Source organism: Shewanella loihica PV-4, from assembly GCF_000016065.1.
In the GTDB taxonomy this organism is placed as follows: domain Bacteria; phylum Pseudomonadota; class Gammaproteobacteria; order Enterobacterales; family Shewanellaceae; genus Shewanella; species Shewanella loihica.
Genome location: NC_009092.1, coordinates 3,959,393 through 3,976,648 on the forward strand (window position 1 = coordinate 3,959,393; position 17,256 = coordinate 3,976,648).

Sequence of the window (17,256 nt, forward strand, 5' to 3'; positions counted from 1 at the left end):
GGGCTATTGGGTCATGATCACCAAAAACTGGCTCTGCAGCTCGGCCTTATCCTGCCTGCCATACTTGATAAGCAGATCCGCCTTACCGTCTAAATTAAGATCTTCGCTGCTGAGCATGTCGCCATCGATAGGCAGGGTGAGCTTGAGGCTTTCTTTGCGATCGAAGGGCGCGCCCTTGGCACTACCCAGAAACAGATCCAGCTCTGTGTCGCCGTCTGAAAGCAGCAGATCCTGACGCTTGTCGCCATCGATATCCGCCAGCTTTACCACGGGCGCACCGCTCTGGCCCGAGGTCAGGCTGAAACTCAGCTCCACCGACTTGCTCATGTTTGGCTTGGCGGCGAAACGCCGCTTATCGTCCATGGTAAACAGGTGCACGTCCTGATCGATACTGCCCGACACCAGGGCGCCGATGATCTGCGACAGGCCAATATCGAACCCAGAGACCAGCACCTCGCTGCGACCATCTAGGTCGATATCCACCAGCTCGAAGCCCGTCAGGGTGCCATCGCCGCGGATCACGCTCTGGGGCTGCTTGCCAAAGCTCACTCCCTTGTCGCCCTTCACCCCCAGATAGATCTCATAATCGTTGACCCTATCCAGCACCCCAGAGCTCTTGGTGTAGCGCACCACCATGTCCACAAGGCCGTCGCCATCGATATCCTGCAGAGCCTCGACCTTACGATAGACGAGATCGCTCTGATCCAGCGCCTCGCCATAGGCATCGCGTCTGTCCCACCAGTCCAGGCCACTGATCGCCTGACTCACGGGCTGGAATCTGGGGTAGCTCTCGAACTTGCCATCCTGATGCTGGGGATAGATCTCAAGCTCCCCCTCGCCCACCTTGATGATGTCGTCGTGACCATCGAAATCCATGTCGGCAAAATAAAGCTTGGTCTCGCTGTAGCGGGCGCCATCGCGATAGAGCAGCACCTTGGGCTGTATCGCCAGGGTCTGCGCCTGCCAGCTATCGTTCTGACTGAGGAAGAGCTGGGTCTGCTCAAACTGGCCCACGATAAAATCATCACGGCCATCGCCGTTGAGATCACGCACAAACTCGCCGCGGGCGATGAACTCGATGCGCGGCTTCACCACCAGCGGCGCCACATTGAGCAGCTCGCGAAGTGCCAGCCCTTGGTCGCCGACCGTCAACACAGAGAGATGAGCGCGCGACATGAAGTAGACAGACTGAAGTGAATCGGCCTGCTGTGGCTTGCCCTGCTTTAAATTGCCTTGCTGTAAACTGCTCTGCTTTAGCATGGCCTGCTTTGGCTTAGCACTCATGTCGTATCGATAGAGATCGCCAGGCAGAGGCATCTTATGCAGCAGCCGATACTGGCTGCTTTCGCCATCTAAGCCATAGACGGCGAGCCATTTGGTCTGGCGATCATCGACACCGATTGCCAGCAGCTCCTTGTTAGCATCGCCGACCAGGTTGAGGCTCTCCAGCGGATGGGTGAGCTTAAATCCGGTATCTATGGTTTGAGAGACGAAGGCCAACGGCGCCTTATCGGCGAAGACCTGCATGGAGCAGAGCAGAGTCAGGCTGGCGGTGAGACAGGGGGCGAGGGCACGAATTGCCGGTATTTTCACAGATCATTTCCCTATGTGAAGCGAGTTGGGTTCTAATCTATCGATTCCCGGCGAAAAAGAAAGTTCAGTTAATGACTTGTTACAAACAAAAAAGTGCTCGAGGTAGCCGGCAAGTTTAATCGGATCTCACCTAACGATTCCGACTTACTCTTCCTGTCCCGGCTTACTCTTCATTTCCCGGCTGAGGCTTCCAGGCGCGGGTCATCTCCCGGCGACCCAGGGCCCCCGGATGGGGCTTCACCTTAAAACCTGCGGCCTTCAGATTACGCTTGAACTGGCCGTTGGCACAGTAGCTGACCAGCATGCCGCCCGGCATCATCATTGGAAAGAGACGATCGAAGTTATCCTGGGTCCAGAGCTCGGGCTGCTTACTGGGCGCAAAGCCGTCGTAGAACACCAGGTTGATGGAATTTTCCGGCAAAGCCAGGCTGTCCCAGGTGGCGTGGATCTTATGCAGCACGAAGCCGGGAAACAGGGTGACATCTTCGCCCCAGGGCGCGCTATGCAGGCGATCGAACAGCTCCTGCAGCGCAGGCGGCAGATGCTCCTTGTAGTTCAGCTGAGCGATCACCTCGCTAGGCACTGGGTAGGCCTCTACCGTCACGAAACGTATCGGCCTCTTGAGCTTCCCCGGCTTACCATCGCTGCCCAGCACCCGCTTTAGCGTCAGCATGGCATTCATGCCCGAACCAAACCCCAACTCGAGAATATTCACCCGCTCGAAGCTGGGATCCAGATCGGCAAGGCCCGACTGGATATAGACATGTTCAGACTCACTGATGGCGCCGTTATGGGCGTGATAACTGTCGTCAAACAGGCTGCTCATCAGGGTGTGGGAACCATCCTTGGTCATCTGTACATGGATCTTGTTCATTCTCGGCTCGTCAACAATATTTGCTGGGCCAGATTGTACCTTAGACCGAGCCCCGACATGCAAGTCTTTCCCCTAAGCCCCCTACGCTAAAAACAAAAAGCACCGCCAGTGATCAAGCTCACAGCCAAGAAGCCATAGGAATGGGAAAATCCACTCCACTTTCAGTCATCTAGATGAAGCCGGGTATTTTACCCACGTGACTTGGCATCTCACTTGCTAATGCGTCGACAGCTAGTGCCTCACCAGCTAGTGCTTTTCGAGATCAGGCCAAGGGGCAAGCCCAAGAGCCTGAGTATCGGACGAGAGAGCGATGACAAGACAATGCCAGCACGCGACCTAATATCAACATAAGCAAATAATACTTACGAGCCCCTATGCCCAGCCACACCCAAGTTAGCGCCAAAGGCAATGCCCTGGCGATCGTCTCCTTTCTGCTGTGGGGGCTACTGCCCCTCTACTATCAGTTTCTGCCGGGCGCGGATATCACTGAGATGCTGGCGATTCGCCTGCTCTGCTCTGTGCCTTTCATGCTGCTGGTCTTTCTGCTGCTTGGCAAACCTCTGCCCAGCCTGGCACTGCTTAGGACTAATCTTCCCTCGGTCGCCCTGTGCGCCCTAGCCTCACTCATCATGTGCGTCTCCTGGTACAGCTTCACCTGGGCACTGACCCATGGACAGGTGCTAGCGGCGAGCCTGGGCTTCTTCATCAACCCGCTATTTGCCATCGGATTAGGGGTGCTGTTTCTAAAAGACAGGCTGACTGTCGCCCAGAAATGGGCTGTACTGCTCGGCACTCTGGGCATAGGCTACATGGTGATGGCCTATGCCCAGCTCCCCTGGCTGGCATTGCTGATGGGCAGCTTCTTCGCCCTCTATGGTCTGTGCAAAAAGTTTATCCGTTTCGACTCGCTCACCTCTGTCACCATAGAGGCGGCGCTGCTCACCCCCATCGCCGCTGGCTATCTGTTCTGGCTAAGCGCCACGGGCCAGAGCGAGGCACTTTCGAGTGGCACGGGTACAATGCTACTTTACATGGGCTCGGCGCCCGTAACCCTGCTGCCACTTATCTTCTTCGCCCTGGCGATTCGTCACACCAGCCTCTCCATGGTCGGCCTGCTGCAGTACATAGAACCCACCATGCACTTCCTGCTGGCGATCTTCCTGTTTAACGAGACGTTCGATAGCGTCAAGGCAGTGAGCTTCGCCCTCATCTGGGTGGGGCTACTCCTCTGCTCGCTGGAGGCCCTTCACGGTCTGTGGCGCAGTCTCACCACCCGGCGACAGCTGCACCACCCCAGCTAGGATCTCTGCCACTACGCGGCGACTGAAGATCATCGACAGATGTAGCGGTCGCCAGATCACCTTATTCTCGGCCCCCGGCCAATGGGAGCTGCGACTCGGCACTATGGTGAAATCGATGGGCGTGCGAAACGAGTAGAGGGCGATCCCCTCCAGGCGCTCCTGGCAAGCGGCCAGCTGAGACAACAACTGACTCTTTGGCCTCAGCTCACGCATCGCCCGCGACGGATAGGGCAGCCAGGCGAGATAGCTGCCATGATGGGGAGAAGAAATAGAAAACAGCGCCTTGGTGCGTTTCTCGCCCCCCAAATGCTGTAGGTAGTAACGGGCAACTATGCCGCCCATGCTAAAACCGATGAGGCAGATGGTCTCATCCTCGGCCAGGGCTGCCTCGATATGGCTTTGCAGCTGTTTGGCCGCAAAGGCGATACCATGCCTGCCATCGAAGGGGGCCAGGGTAGGCGTTAAGCACTCATAGCCCTGACGCTCAAACTGACGCCGCATCCACCCCATCACCTGGCCGGTATTAAAGATCCCATGGACTAACACGAGTTTCATCCCTTCACCCTCTTGCTAACGCCTGAGTTAATCGCCCCCAAGGGGCAAATATTTGCTATGATCCGCGCTCACTCCAGCATACCACCGATTAGGGATCATAAGATCATGTCGAACGCCGACCTGCTGCGCCAGGCGATCAGCCAAAGAACCGAGCTACTCGCCGCGGCACAAGCCGCCAACACAAACTGTTTTCGCGTGTTTCACGGCACGGTCGAGGGGATAGACGGACTCACCATAGATCGCTATGGCGACGCCTGGCTGATCCAATCGTTTCACCAGAGCCTGACCCAAGAGGAGCTTGAAAGCCTCGGCCAAGAGCTCAAGCAAACTCAAGATCTTCCCATTATCTACAATGATAGATCCAATAAAAACTCGCGTATTCTCAACCCGCTGACGCCTGAACTCGACGCCTTCGCCAGCGCCGAGCAGGAGATGACGGAAAATGGCATCCGCTTCATTAGTAAGTTACGCCACGAAGGGCAAGATCCCCTGCTGTTTCTCGACATGCGAATCGGCCGGGAATATGTGAAGGCCAACAGCCAAGGCAAATCTGTGCTGAACCTGTTTTCCTACACCTGCGGCATAGGCACAGCCGCTGCTGTCGGCGGTGCAGAATCGGTCACCAACGTCGACTTCTCCTCCTTTGCCCTGGCCGCCGGACGTCGCAACGCCGAACTCAATGGGGTAAGCGACAGGTGCGAGTTTATTCAGAGCGATGCCTTTCCCGCCATGCGCCAACTGGCGGGCATGAAGGTAGGCGGACGTCGCAACCAGAAACTCCCCAGCTATCCTAAGCTGGCGCCGCGTCAGTTCGACCTGGTGTTTCTAGACCCGCCGCGTTTCGCCAAGAGCCCCTTCGGCACTGTGGATCTGATCAACGACTACCAGAGCCTGTTCAAACCCGCCATGCTGGCCACCAAGGCAGGCGGCACCATAGTCTGCTGCAACAACGTCGCCAAGGTAGAGCGTCAGGCATGGCTCGATGCCTTGATTCGCTGCGTCGAGAAGCAAGGGCGGCAGGTCGCCAGCTTCGAGTGGATCCACTGCCACCAGGACTTCCCCTCCTTCGACGGCAATCATCCGCTTAAGATAGTGGCGCTCACCTTGGCAGATCAGTAACTGAATCCCTGCAAACTGTTCTTGGTTAACCTAGCCAGTTTAGAAAAGACAGGATAAAAGTGGTAAAAATTTGGCCGTTAACTTAAAAATTCACGGCCTTTATCTACATAACGGCAACAAACAACAATTTGGCAACATAAAAACTATCAATTAACGCCGGATATCAGCCACAAAAAGTTTAAAACAAGCCTCATACCAGGCTTAACCGCTAGAGTTCCTCAACAAGAACAGCTGTGAATTAATTATTCACAGAATGACTTTTTAGGGCAAAATTAGCGCTATTACTGCGACTTTTATATCAAAAAATCATCAAGCGTTAAAATTCACTTTACTTAGCGCCTCACTGGCACTACATTTCGCTTCCCGCTAAACAGTGAATAAATGGCAGTCCAATACACACTCCCTTCCAAGGCGCCATTTACCCGACTTAATTTGGAGATTATTGGTGTTAGACGTCGCCGATAACTGTAAATCGAACAATCCTACGGCACCCGTAATAGGTCTCTCTTTCTTTGCCGTCGCCTCTGGTTTTCTGATGAGCCTGATCCCCCTTTCATTGGGCAACTTCGGCCTGTCGCCAGATCTAGCCCCTTGGCTTGCCAGCATCTTCTATCTGGGGTTGCTGCTCGGCGCATTAAGGGTAGAGCGCCTGATCGCCAAAATGGGCCACAGACGTGGCTTTGTGCTATTTCTCTCCCTGCTGATCGCCAGCATAGTGGCCATGTTGCTCTTGCCTGGTGCCAGCGTCTGGCTCGCGGCGCGCCTGCTCGCGGGTTTCACCGTCGCAGGCGTCTTCGTGGTGGTCGAATCCTGGTTACTGATGGCCGATAGCGTCAAGGCGCGCGCCAGACGACTGGGGATCTACATGGCTGCGCTTTATGGTGGCAGCGCCCTCGGCCAACTGGCCATTGGTGAACTGGGCACTCAAGGTGTCTTACCCTATCTGTTTGTCATCGTCCTGCTCCTGCTGGCCATTATGGCCCCAGTGCTGATCCGCTCTGGAGAGCCGGCCCACCAGGCTCAGCAGAGACTCTCACTCAAGGAGAGCGCTAACCTGAGTCGCCCGGCGATCATAGGCTGCCTGGTCTCGGGCCTGCTGCTCGGGCCCATCTATGGCCTGATGCCCGTCTATATCGACAATCAGGTAGACGAGCCGGCCCAGACCGGGCTCTTAATGGCGGCTATTATCTTGGGCGGCATGGCGGTGCAGCCGTTGATCAGCTATCTCTCGCCGCGGATGGACAAGCGCCTGCTGATGGCCATGTGCACTCTGGTGGGCTTGGTCGGTGTGATCGGCGCCATAGAAAGCAACGCCTTTATGTTTAAGGGATTGAGCTACTTCATCCTGGGGGCGGCCAGTTTCGCCCTCTACCCTATCGCCATCTCACTGGCCTGCGACAAGCTGCCGAGCACCAAGATAGTGTCGGCGACCGAGGTGATGTTGCTCTGCTATAGCCTGGGCTCTGTGGCCGGGCCCCTGCTGGCCTTGAGCCTGAGCGACAAAGGCCACGGCATGATGATCTACCTGGCCATCTGTCTGCTGAGCACCTGCCTCTACATGCTACTCAAGAGCCTGCAGAAACTTGACGGTCAGACAGATCGCCTGCAAAGCTAAGCAGTACTGTCCTCGCCATCGGTATCAGGCTCAGCAGGCCGATGGCGTTTGGCATACCAGTTAGCTAGCGGCTGAGCCGATAGACCATGGGCCAATATGCTCATCAAGACGGTCACAGTTACCACGGCATAGAGGGTCTCGAACCCCTTGATGCTGCCCATTTCGTGTGCGACGATCAGCACATAGAGGATAGAGGCGATCCCCCTGGGGCCGAACCAGGCGATAAAGGCACGGGTCGCCAGATCTAACTTGGTGCCTATCAGAGAGATCATCACGGGTAACATACGCAGCAAGGTCAGGCTAAGCAGGGCGTAGATAATCACCTCCATAGTGACATAGGGCAGCGTGGTTGGCACAAACGCCAGGCCGAAGATGAAGAAGCTTATCAACACCAAGAGTTCCCCCTCGCTCTCGGCAAAATCTTCGATATGCCCCCTGGCCATCTCGCTGGTATTACCGGCATAGAGACCGGCGAAGAAGGCGGCGATAAACCCATTACCCGAGAACTCCTCCGCCAGATAAAAGGCCAATATCGCCAAGGCGATGGGGATAAGATTGAGGTAGGTCTCCACCATGCCATCACGTTTGAAACAGAAGATCTGCAACTTGGTACCCAGATAGCCGACGGCGCCGCCCACCAAGGCGCCGAACAGGATCTGCTGCATCACATAGACCAGCCAGTGTTGGTCCTGGGCGTGATCCAGACCGCTCATGATCAAGGCCACTACGGTAATTAACACGGGGAAGATAATGCCGTCGTTCAGCCCGCTCTCCACATTGATGGTGGAGCGTATCGTCTTGGGCACCTTAGGGTCCGAGACCACCGCCTTACCCAGGGCAGCATCCGTCGGGGTCAGCAGCAGGGCTAACATCAGCAGATAGAGAAAGGGTTGGTCGGGAAATATGAGCCCGGCCACCAGGGTGCCAGCCGCAACCGTGATCGGCAGGCCAATAAACAGCAGGCGCGCCGGTAGCTGCCATGACTGCTTAAGCAGCCTGAGATCAAGCAGGGCGGCGTCGCTAAACAGCACCAACACCAAGGCGATTTCCACCATGATAGTGACAAATTCGGCATCCACCTTCACCTGAGTCACATCCAGGCCGAAGGGGGACAACAGCAGGCCGAAGGCGGTAAATACCATAGGGCCTGAGATGTCGAAACGCGCCAACCACTTAGAGATATAGCCGTAGAGCAATACGACTAAGGCAATGATAAGTATGACGATATGCTCATCCATTGGGGCTTTCCTTGGCTAGCTGATGGCTTGTAGCTTAAGCTAGCAGAAATTATTCCCCATGGCTCTAGCTGAAACGGACTAATCTCGGTCTAGCAGCCAAACCAGCTCCGGCAAGGCGGTAAGGTCTAAGGTATCGCCCCGCTCGGCGATCACCACATGGGGTGACTGGCTTCCCTCGGGCACCAACTCGGCCTTGAGCCGCTGCTGCGCCTCGCGCTCACCATGGATCAGAATCAGCGGCGGCGTGTGTTTAAAGTGTCGATACCAATGGATAAGCTCGGCCTGATCCGCGTGAGCCGACAACCCACCGACCGTATGTATCTTGGCCTTCACCGGAATATCACGGCCATGTATGGTGAGCGACTCGGCGCCATCCACCAGCAGGCGTCCCGGCGTCCCCAAGGCCTGGAAACCACAGATGATCACATCCGACTGGGGATTGGCCAGGTTATGCTCCAGATGGCTGCGGATCCGGCCGCCATTGCACATGCCGCTACCGGCGATGATGATCAAGCCCTGATGGATCTCGTTAAGCTCCATCGACTCTTGGGTGCTGTCGATGAAATCCACGTTCGAGAGCAGCGGATGCTTGCCCGGCGACAGACGGGTGAAGCGCTTAAAGTCCTCATCCATCAGCTGATAGTTGGCCACATAAATCTGGGTCGCCTTGATCGCCATGGGGCTGTCGAGACAGATACGCCAGTTGGACAGCGCCCACTCCTTGGCATAGAGGTGAAACAGATAGAGCAGCTCCTGAGCCCGCCCGACGGAGAATGCCGGCAGAAGAATATTGCCGCGGCTCTCCTTAATCGTCTTGGCGAAGATAGCCTTAAGCTCCGCCAGGGTGTCGTCCCAGCTTCGGTGTAGCCTGTCACCATAGGTGCTCTCCATCAACACCAGATCGGCGTCATCGATCAGCGTAGGATCATCCAGAATCGGCATGCCCGCCCGCCCCAGATCGCCGCTAAACACCAGCTTCTTGCGCTCGCTTCCCTCCCCCAGCCACAACTCGACCACGGCCGAGCCTAGAATATGCCCGGCATCGCTTAGACAAGCCGTCAACTGAGGCACCACCTTCACCGACTGACCATAATCCAGGGCGACAAACTGCTTGATCACCAGCGCCACATCTTCCTCGTCGAACAGGGGCTCCAGCGGCGGCAGATCCATCTTCACCCGCTTCTTGTTGAGGCGCTCCACATCGCGTACCTGCAGCATGGCGGCATCCCTGAGCATCACCTCACACAGCTCAACCGTCGCCTTATGGGTGTAGATGGGGCCGGTAAAGCCAGACTTGACCAGCAGAGGGAGACGCCCCGAGTGATCGATATGGGCATGGCTCAGCACTACGGCATGGATTTCTGTAGGTTCGAAGAGGAAGGGCTCGTGATTGCGCAGGGCATCGAGCTTACCCCCCTGGATTAGGCCGCAATCGAGCAGCACCTGACGACCCGAAATATCGAGAAGATGACAGGAGCCCGTCACCTCCTGAGCCGCACCGAGAAAAGAGAGCGTCATCTGCATAACAATGTCCTTTGAATAACAATGCCATTTGAATACCAAGATCCTTTGAGTAACAAGGCCTTAGAGTGCCCGTAAGCGGCAAGGCAAAGAGAATACCTGGCCCAAACGAGCCTGAAAGAAATGATTCAGCTTATGGTTAAAAGATAGTCTTTTTAGTAGCTTCCAACCAGTTGTCTCAAAGAGAATCACAAACCCAGAAGCGATAAATCTGGTTCTGCCCACACCAAAAAGGCTAATGAGCCTGACTAGGAGTAGACGCGAATATTCTCATTCCTTAGTCTTATTTTCTTGTGTCTTTATCATTGACCAATACACAACAAGCAAATAACATATCGACAACAAATCTTATTGATGTACAAAGACTTAATTAAGTAAAAACGAATCTAATACGAGATAAGATAGGGGGATGCACTCAGGCATTTCCCAAAATAACAACAAACAGAAAGTTAGGGACATTCGCTATGCTTAAGGGATTAATGCGTATAGGCTGCTTGCTTATACTCGCCTCGCAACTCAGCGCCTGTGGCGGTGGAAGCGGCTCATCAGAAACAGATAAAACCGCGGTCAAACTCAACCAAACACTCAGCTTTAGTCAAGGTGGCACCATAGAGAAAACCTTCGGTGATGAGGCTTTTAGCAACTCGCTTCAAGGTTTTTTAGGAACTGGAGCCATAAGTTATACCAGCTCTAACCCAGAAGTCGTCACCGTCTCCAATGATGGTTTGGTCGCGATATTAACCGCGGGTTCCAGCACTATTACCGCTCATATCGCCGAAGATGCCAAGTACCTGGCAGCCTCCGCCGCCTATCAAGTCAATGTCGCCAAGGCGGAGAGAGCAATCGCCTTTGAGAACACAGGCACAGTGGCGCTCTTTATCGATCAAACTTATCTCAATCCCGTCAATGTCGATGTTGCTAACGTCACCTTTAGCAGCCAAGATCCTGCCGTGGCCTCGGTGGATACCAGTGGACAGGTGACGGCGCATACGCCAGGCGAGGCGCAGATCTTTGCCGAGATCGCCGAAACCGCTAACTACCTAAAAGCCAGCAGCAGCTTCTTTGCTTCTGTCGCGCCAAAGTCGCTAACACTCAAGTTGCTGATAGGAACCGATGACACAAAAGTATTTACTGATGTAGATACTCCTCTGCAACTAGCCAGAACCACTCAGGCCGACTGTGATTTTAACAATCTCAGCAACTGCGATAACGGGCTGGTCGACAAGCTATCCACACAGCCGCTAAAAGACAGCAGCTTAACAACGACGAGTGATGCCTACTATAACCTCTTCCACGGCCAACATACTGGTCAGGCAACCTATGTCGCCAACAATACCCCTTCTGGCCGCTCTTCAGGCAAGGTCGTTTCTTTCGATGGCTATCTCTGGCTCATCGGTGGCAATGACTATACCGGCAATGATGCCAGTATCTGGCGATCGAGCGATGGCAACATCTGGCAAAAAGTGGTTGATGAGGCTCCTTTTGGCGTGCGTCCTCCTGTGGCTGTCATTACATTTGCAGACCATATCTGGCTCATAGGAAACCGACGTGACACTACGCTTAACGACGTATGGCGCTCAGCAGATGGCATCAATTGGACACAGGTAAATGCCGATATTGGCTTTGGCGAACGCAACAACTATTCGGTGACGACTTTCAAAAACAAGATGTGGATATATGGCGGCTTTGATTTGCAGACTCGCGAGCATGTCAAAGAGATCTACTCCTCTACCGATGGCATCACCTGGAACCTGGAATCGTCAGACTCGACAGCAACCCAGAGAGTAAGCACCGCCTTTGCTGAATTTAATGGCAAGCTGTGGCAATTTAGCGGCAGAAACGATACCGGGAGAGTCGCCGACATATGGAACTCAGATGACGGCATTCATTGGACATTGGTGACAGACACACCAGAATTCTCGGCTAGAGAAAAGCATGAAGTTAGGCAAGTCGGTAATCAACTAATTTTGCTGGGCGGTTATATTGATCAGCTCGATCCGAATCGCTCTCAGAATCCAAACGATGTATGGACCTCCACCGACGGCGCCTCTTGGACGTTAGCAACAGATGACGCTAACTTCGGTGTACAATCGCCATACATGGTCGATAGGATACGCTTGTACTTCACCACCGCGGTACATAATGATGTCCTGGTCGTTATCGGCGGCAAAAGTGATAATGGCGTCTTACTCAACGACAACTGGCAAACGACAGACGGCAAGCATTGGCTGCCGCTCAACAATCAGTTGCCATCCATGAAGGATATTCAGGCAGTCAGTCACCTGGGAGAGATACAACTGCTTTCTGGCACCAACGAAGATTTCGAGAAAGTAAATACTCGTTGGCACTCTGCTGACGGTTTCAGCTGGAAATTAGATGATTCCACTACGCTTCCCTTTCCGACGGACAGCAAACTACTTACTTTTTCTGGTAAAATTTGGGCCTTGCACGCAAGTGGTAGCTACTCATCACTCGATGGTAAATCCTGGACTCAAGAGGCGCTCACCGGGCCAAATGTTGGCACGCAAAACGGTCAATACTCAGTCTATCCATTCGACAATAAATTATGGGCTATCGACACACAAAACGGCGTCGTATATCGCTCAGAAGATGGCATCAACTGGACAGATGTAGGCAATAATAATTTCCCCGCACGCGCCGTAACCCAAATCAGCAGCTTTGGCGGAAAACTATGGGTGGTAGCGGGTCATGAAACCCTATCTCGAACGACTCAACTCAGTGATATCTGGTCAACCACAGATGGTATCACCTGGACAAAACAGGCAGATACCACTGAGTTCGGCGCGAGACATATACACCAGCTCGTCGAGTTTGACGGTAAATTGTGGGCCTTTGGCGGATATGGCGCTAACCAAACCTTAACCGATCTCTGGTATTCCCAAGATGGCACCAACTGGACCAAGGCCATGGATAATTTCTCCTTCGATGCTAAGCGTGGTTATCGCGCCATGGTTCACGGCGGTCAACTCTTCGTTTTGGGTGGGATAATGCCCTATCCCTTAGATGCCACCAATCAAACCACCGCCAACCAAGTCTGGATGACGACTAACGGCACTGAATGGCGCCGAGCGTTACAGCAAACGCTGAGTTTCTAAGCCCGAGCGGCTAACGGCAAGAACGAAAAGGCTCGATGAGATAACCACTCATCGGGTCTTTTTTGTTTTCAGCCTATGCCATCGCGCCAATCAAGTAAGCTTTTGCGTTAAAGCAAACCGAAAAGAAAAGCAAAAAATAGCCCTAAACCTGCCGCTGATTAAAAAAACAACAAACCAGCGAAAGACAGGGATGAAATCTTTAGGTTATAGTTAGTTAAACGGATGGCACACGCGCTTTTCAGGATCCCCTATGAAGCCCTATCAAGACGCTCTCTCATTGCTGGAGCAAGACCCACTCTTCAGCCAGACTCAGGTCAACACGGCCCAGCTTGCGGTGCCGGATGAGATGTTTAACGGCTGGCAGCAAACCTTAGATCTCCTATCGGAAATCGTCGACACCCCGGCCATCCTGATCATGCGGGTGACGGAAAGAGATATCTCTGTCTTCACCACCAGCCATCATCCAGACAATCCCTATAAACGCCATGACACAGAGAGTCTGGGCCATGGTCTCTACTGCGAGACGGTTATCAAGCGCCAAGCCGAGCTGGTCGTGCCCAACGCCTTAAAAGATAAGGAGTGGGATCGCAATCCCGATATCAAATTGGGGATGATCGCCTACTGCGGCCTGCCGCTCACCTGGCCCAACGGCCAGCCCTTCGGCACCCTGTGTATGCTGGATAACAAGGAGAGGGACTACGGCCGCACCTTTCGCCATCTGCTGGCGCGGTTTCAAAACGCCATCAATGCCAATCTCGCCAGCCTGTATCAAAGCGCCAAACTCTTCCATCTCAACCAAGTTTTAGAGACCAAGGTGCAGCAACGTACCCTGGAACTCACCAGTCTCAACAAGAAGCTATTGAGCGAGATCGAACAACGTACCGTTATCGAGAATTCACTGCAATTTCATAAGGATCACGACCCATTGACCGGCCTTGCCAATCGGCTGGGTTTCGTAAATCAGCTCTCCCAGCAACTCAGCCAACCCGATGAGCTGTCTACCTATGTGATCTATTTTGGCCTGCGTAACTTCAAGTCGATCAACGAGAGCTATGGTTACGTGGTCGGCGACAAGGTGCTGCAGCTCTTTAGCCAGCGCATCAAGCGCATCCTGGATAAGGATACTCTGTTTGCCCGCATCGCCGGCGCCGAGTTTGTCATCGCCCACAGGGGCAAGAATCCCCTGGAGCTTCCCCTGATCGACAGCATAATACAGACCGCCAATATTCCCTTCGCCCTGGCAGAGTTCAGCATCAATATTCCCTGCTGCATAGGGGTTGCTGTCGCACCGACGGACGCCCAGGAGGCCTCTGAGTTGATGCAGAAAGCCGGCGCCGCCATGAGCATCAGTAAGGCCGAGGCCACACCCTACAGCTTCTTCAACAAGCACACTCAGACCAATATCGAGCGCCGCTGCCTATTGGAGTCACACCTGGTGGACGCCCTCAAACATCAGGAACTGAGCCTACATTATCAGCCGCTGTTTAGCCTGCAACACAAGCGGGTTATCGGTGCCGAGGCCCTGCTCCGCTGGCACAGCCCGCAGCTCGGCGATGTACCCCCGGATCAATTTATTAGCCTAGCCGAGCACAATGGTCAGATCATCGCCATAGGTAACTTCGTGCTGCATACCGCTATAGAACAGGCCGCCAAGTGGCGTAGCCAAGATCCCAGCAGGCCGTTTAGGGTGGCAATCAACATCTCGCCGCTACAGTTTCGCGATACCGATTTTGCCGACTATATTGCCAACCTCTTGAGTCTCTACCGCCTGCCGGCCTCCTCCCTGGAACTGGAGATCACCGAAGGCGTACTGCTGCAAGATGAGCAGCTGGCGCAGCATATCATTGGCCAGTTGCAGGCCCTGGGGGTAAGGATCTCCCTCGACGATTTCGGCACCGGCTACTCCTCCCTTAGTTACCTGCAAAAATACTCCTTCGACACCCTGAAGATAGATCGCTGCTTCATCACGAATCTGGAGAAGAACGAGCAGGACAGGGAGCTGACCCGGGCCATCATCGCCATGGGCAAGAAGCTGACACTCAATGTGATCGCCGAAGGAGTGGAGACCCAGGCGCAGGATGCCTTTATCCGCCAGGAGGAGTGCGACTTCGGACAGGGTTATCTGTATGGCAGGCCTGTGGATGCGCAGACCTTCGAACGCGACTATCTGAGCTCAGACTAAACTCAAGTTAAGCACGGCTGAGACCCACAATTAAGGCCAGACCGAGTCACCCAGCGCCACGAAGCCTGATAAGCGCGAGCCCGCCGACCGACAAGACAAACATAACAATTTAGCAACAAACAGTTTCACTCGACGCCACGGCTGCTTTATAGTGTAAAAAAATAAAAAGATCGCTTATGAATATTGACCCCATTGCCGAGCTCTTGGTGCTATTTATCTGCCTGCTCGCCAGTACCTCTACCCTTGCCTGGGGCCTGATGGCCTACCCGCTGCGCATCGCTCCCCGCGCCAGCACCTATTTCTCTCTTGCCAACCTATTGATCTTAACGGGAGTGCTCCTCACCACGCTCAGGGACCAGACGCCGAGCTATCTCTACTGGTTGGGGGCAGACATGTTGCTATTACTCGGTTTCGTGCTGCTTCGTAGCGGCACCCAACGCCTGTTTCGCCTGTCAAGCAGCATCAAAATAGATCTCGCTTTACTGCTCCTGACGGGGCTCTCGATGTTAACTCAGCCACCCAGCATAGCAGCCAGCGATACCCTGGGCATCTTCTTCTCCTTCATGGCCGCCAGCACCTTCTTGCTGATGGCCAAGGACAATCTGGTCGCCCTGGAACACACGGTCAAACGCCCCATCGCCGTGATCCTCTTGAGCCCCATCGCTCTGATGGGGGTCATTTTTGGCCTCAGGGCGCTGTTGCTGCTCATCGAGCCTGCTCTAAAATCCCACCTGGCCAGCATTCAGAGTGCCGACGCCATCCCCATGTTGTGGCTGTATGTGGTCATGACTCTGTGGATCAACGTGATCATGATGGGCAACGCCCTCACCCGTCTGGTGCAGAAGATGCGCCAACAGGCAGACAGGGACTATCTCACTGGGCTATGGAACCGGCGCGCCATGCAGCAGCAACTGGAGCAGCTGCATCAGCGTTGGCTCAGGGATGGACAGGCCTATAGCCTGATCCTGTTCGATCTGGATTTCTTCAAACAGATCAATGACAAGTTTGGTCACTCTGCCGGGGACGCCGTGCTCGTTAAGACGGCGCAGCAGATAGGTAAGGTCACCCGCGCCATGGATATCTTCTGCCGCCTCGGCGGCGAGGAGTTTCTGCTGGTGTTACCCGGCACTGATGGCGAGGTGGCGGAGATCATCGCCCAGAAATTGCAGCAGGCCCTGAGACAATCCAGCCTCAACTGGCAGGGCAGCCTGATCCCCATCAGCGCCAGCTTCGGCATAGTCACTACAGCAACAGGCGATACACCGGACAGCCTATTGGCGCTTGCCGACAAGGCGATGTACCGCGCCAAGGAGACCGGCAGGGATCGCTGCTGCACGGCAGAGCGAAGGCTAGAGCAGGCTCAGGCTACACCATCTCAATAGCGATCTGCTGACAGGGCGCCTTACCCGAGCGAATGAGCGGCTCGCTGGTCTGGATTGCCTGATTGGCAAGGGGCATGTTGGCGCTGGTATAGAGCTTAGCGAGATCTTTGATATCTATGGCGCCACGAGACTCGCCGATGATCCCTTCGGTCACCATCTTCTTCATCAGGCGGGAAAAAGTTTCTGGCTGAATCGACAGGCGCGATGCCAACACACGTTTAGGAATATCCAACTCGACCCGCCCCTGGTTGTCGCCGATCTTCTGCATGTTGCGCAGCAGAAAAAGCAGCAGACGCGACTGGGCATTCTGCACAGATAACAGTTCTACCTCATTGATATCCTTGCGTAACCTGACACTCATCTCCGCCATGATGGCGATGCAGGCATCGGGATTGCCCCTGAGCATGGCGAGGTAACCTTCGCTGTCGAAACTGACCAGGGTGCAGTGGGACACGGCCTGGGCCGACACAGGATAGGAGGCCTGCCTACTAAACATCAGCGCCTCGGCGAAGGTGCGCCCCTCGCGCACCACCTCTATCACCTTATCCTGCCCCTGCAGGCTGGTGCGATAGAGTTGCAGATGCCCCTGAATTACCAGGTAGAAACGTTTGGCCAGATCGCCCTGATAGAACAAATTTTCGTGGGCGGCCAGGGTGATCTTGGCGGCTTGCCCCAGCAGGCGACACAGCTCCTCTTCGCCCAGTGCCGAAAACAGGTGGTGTTGGTGAATGCAGGCCTTAATCTGTGGATCTGTTATCAT

Annotated in this window: 12 protein-coding genes; 6 read left to right on the top strand and 6 right to left on the bottom strand. The window is 54.5% G+C overall.

Annotation, left to right across the window (positions count from 1 at the left end; genetic code table 11):
• Window positions 1–3 precede the first annotated feature (3 nt).
• Together SHEW_RS17180 and mnmC2 are read right to left on the bottom strand one after the other, a co-directional pair.
• A complete protein-coding gene (locus tag SHEW_RS17180) occupies window positions 4–1,593 on the bottom strand; it encodes an FG-GAP repeat domain-containing protein (protein WP_011867116.1) in 1,590 nt (529 codons plus the stop codon).
• Between the two features lie 163 nt (window positions 1,594–1,756).
• On the bottom strand, window positions 1,757–2,467 hold the full coding sequence (mnmC2, locus tag SHEW_RS17185; protein WP_041406741.1) for a tRNA (5-methylaminomethyl-2-thiouridine)(34)-methyltransferase MnmC2: 711 nt from the start codon (window positions 2,465–2,467) through the stop codon (window positions 1,757–1,759).
• A gap of 374 nt (window positions 2,468–2,841) precedes the next feature.
• Between mnmC2 and rarD the strand changes: the two genes are divergently transcribed.
• The gene (gene rarD / locus SHEW_RS17190) at window positions 2,842–3,768 is read left to right on the top strand and encodes an EamA family transporter RarD (protein ID WP_011867118.1); all 927 of its coding nucleotides are present in this window, start codon (window positions 2,842–2,844) and stop codon (window positions 3,766–3,768) included.
• On the opposite strand, the gene SHEW_RS17195 is transcribed toward rarD, so the two are convergent.
• Window positions 3,688–4,323, bottom strand: a complete 636-nt coding sequence (locus tag SHEW_RS17195) for an esterase/lipase family protein (protein WP_011867119.1) — start codon at window positions 4,321–4,323, stop codon at window positions 3,688–3,690. The two genes, rarD and SHEW_RS17195, sit on opposite strands and share 81 nt — an antisense overlap.
• A 105-nt stretch (window positions 4,324–4,428) precedes the next feature.
• On the opposite strand from SHEW_RS17195, the gene SHEW_RS17200 reads away from it, so the two are divergent.
• Both SHEW_RS17200 and SHEW_RS17205 read left to right on the top strand, forming a co-directional pair.
• A complete protein-coding gene (locus SHEW_RS17200; RefSeq protein ID WP_041406742.1) occupies window positions 4,429–5,442 on the top strand; it encodes a class I SAM-dependent rRNA methyltransferase in 1,014 nt (337 codons plus the stop codon).
• A gap of 445 nt (window positions 5,443–5,887) precedes the next feature.
• Window positions 5,888–7,057 carry an MFS transporter gene (locus tag SHEW_RS17205; RefSeq protein WP_011867121.1) on the top strand — a complete coding sequence of 390 codons (1,170 nt, stop codon included), beginning with the start codon at window positions 5,888–5,890 and terminating at the stop codon, window positions 7,055–7,057.
• Here the strand turns inward: SHEW_RS17205 and SHEW_RS17210 are convergent.
• Entirely contained in the window at window positions 7,054–8,295 is a 1,242-nt protein-coding gene (locus SHEW_RS17210) for a cation:proton antiporter (protein ID WP_011867122.1), read from the bottom strand. The genes SHEW_RS17205 and SHEW_RS17210 overlap by 4 nt on opposite strands.
• Window positions 8,296–8,373: 78 nt before the next feature.
• Window positions 8,374–9,819: an MBL fold metallo-hydrolase RNA specificity domain-containing protein gene (locus tag SHEW_RS17215; RefSeq protein WP_011867123.1), complete on the bottom strand. Its 1,446-nt coding sequence runs from the start codon at window positions 9,817–9,819 to the stop codon at window positions 8,374–8,376.
• Window positions 9,820–10,280: 461 nt separating this feature from the next.
• Between SHEW_RS17215 and SHEW_RS17220 the strand changes: the two genes are divergently transcribed.
• The 3 genes from SHEW_RS17220 (at window position 10,281) to SHEW_RS17230 (ending at window position 16,496) form a co-directional block, all read left to right on the top strand.
• A complete protein-coding gene (locus SHEW_RS17220) occupies window positions 10,281–12,932 on the top strand; it encodes a DUF6242 domain-containing protein (RefSeq protein WP_150099984.1) in 2,652 nt (883 codons plus the stop codon).
• Between the two features lie 250 nt (window positions 12,933–13,182).
• A complete protein-coding gene (locus SHEW_RS17225) occupies window positions 13,183–15,114 on the top strand; it encodes a bifunctional diguanylate cyclase/phosphodiesterase (protein ID WP_011867125.1) in 1,932 nt (643 codons plus the stop codon).
• A 176-nt stretch (window positions 15,115–15,290) separates the two neighbouring features.
• Window positions 15,291–16,496, top strand: a complete 1,206-nt coding sequence (locus SHEW_RS17230) for a GGDEF domain-containing protein (protein ID WP_011867126.1) — start codon at window positions 15,291–15,293, stop codon at window positions 16,494–16,496.
• Here SHEW_RS17230 and SHEW_RS17235 read toward each other — a convergent pair.
• Window positions 16,480–17,256 carry a Crp/Fnr family transcriptional regulator gene (locus tag SHEW_RS17235; protein WP_011867127.1) on the bottom strand — a complete coding sequence of 259 codons (777 nt, stop codon included), beginning with the start codon at window positions 17,254–17,256 and terminating at the stop codon, window positions 16,480–16,482. The genes SHEW_RS17230 and SHEW_RS17235 overlap by 17 nt on opposite strands.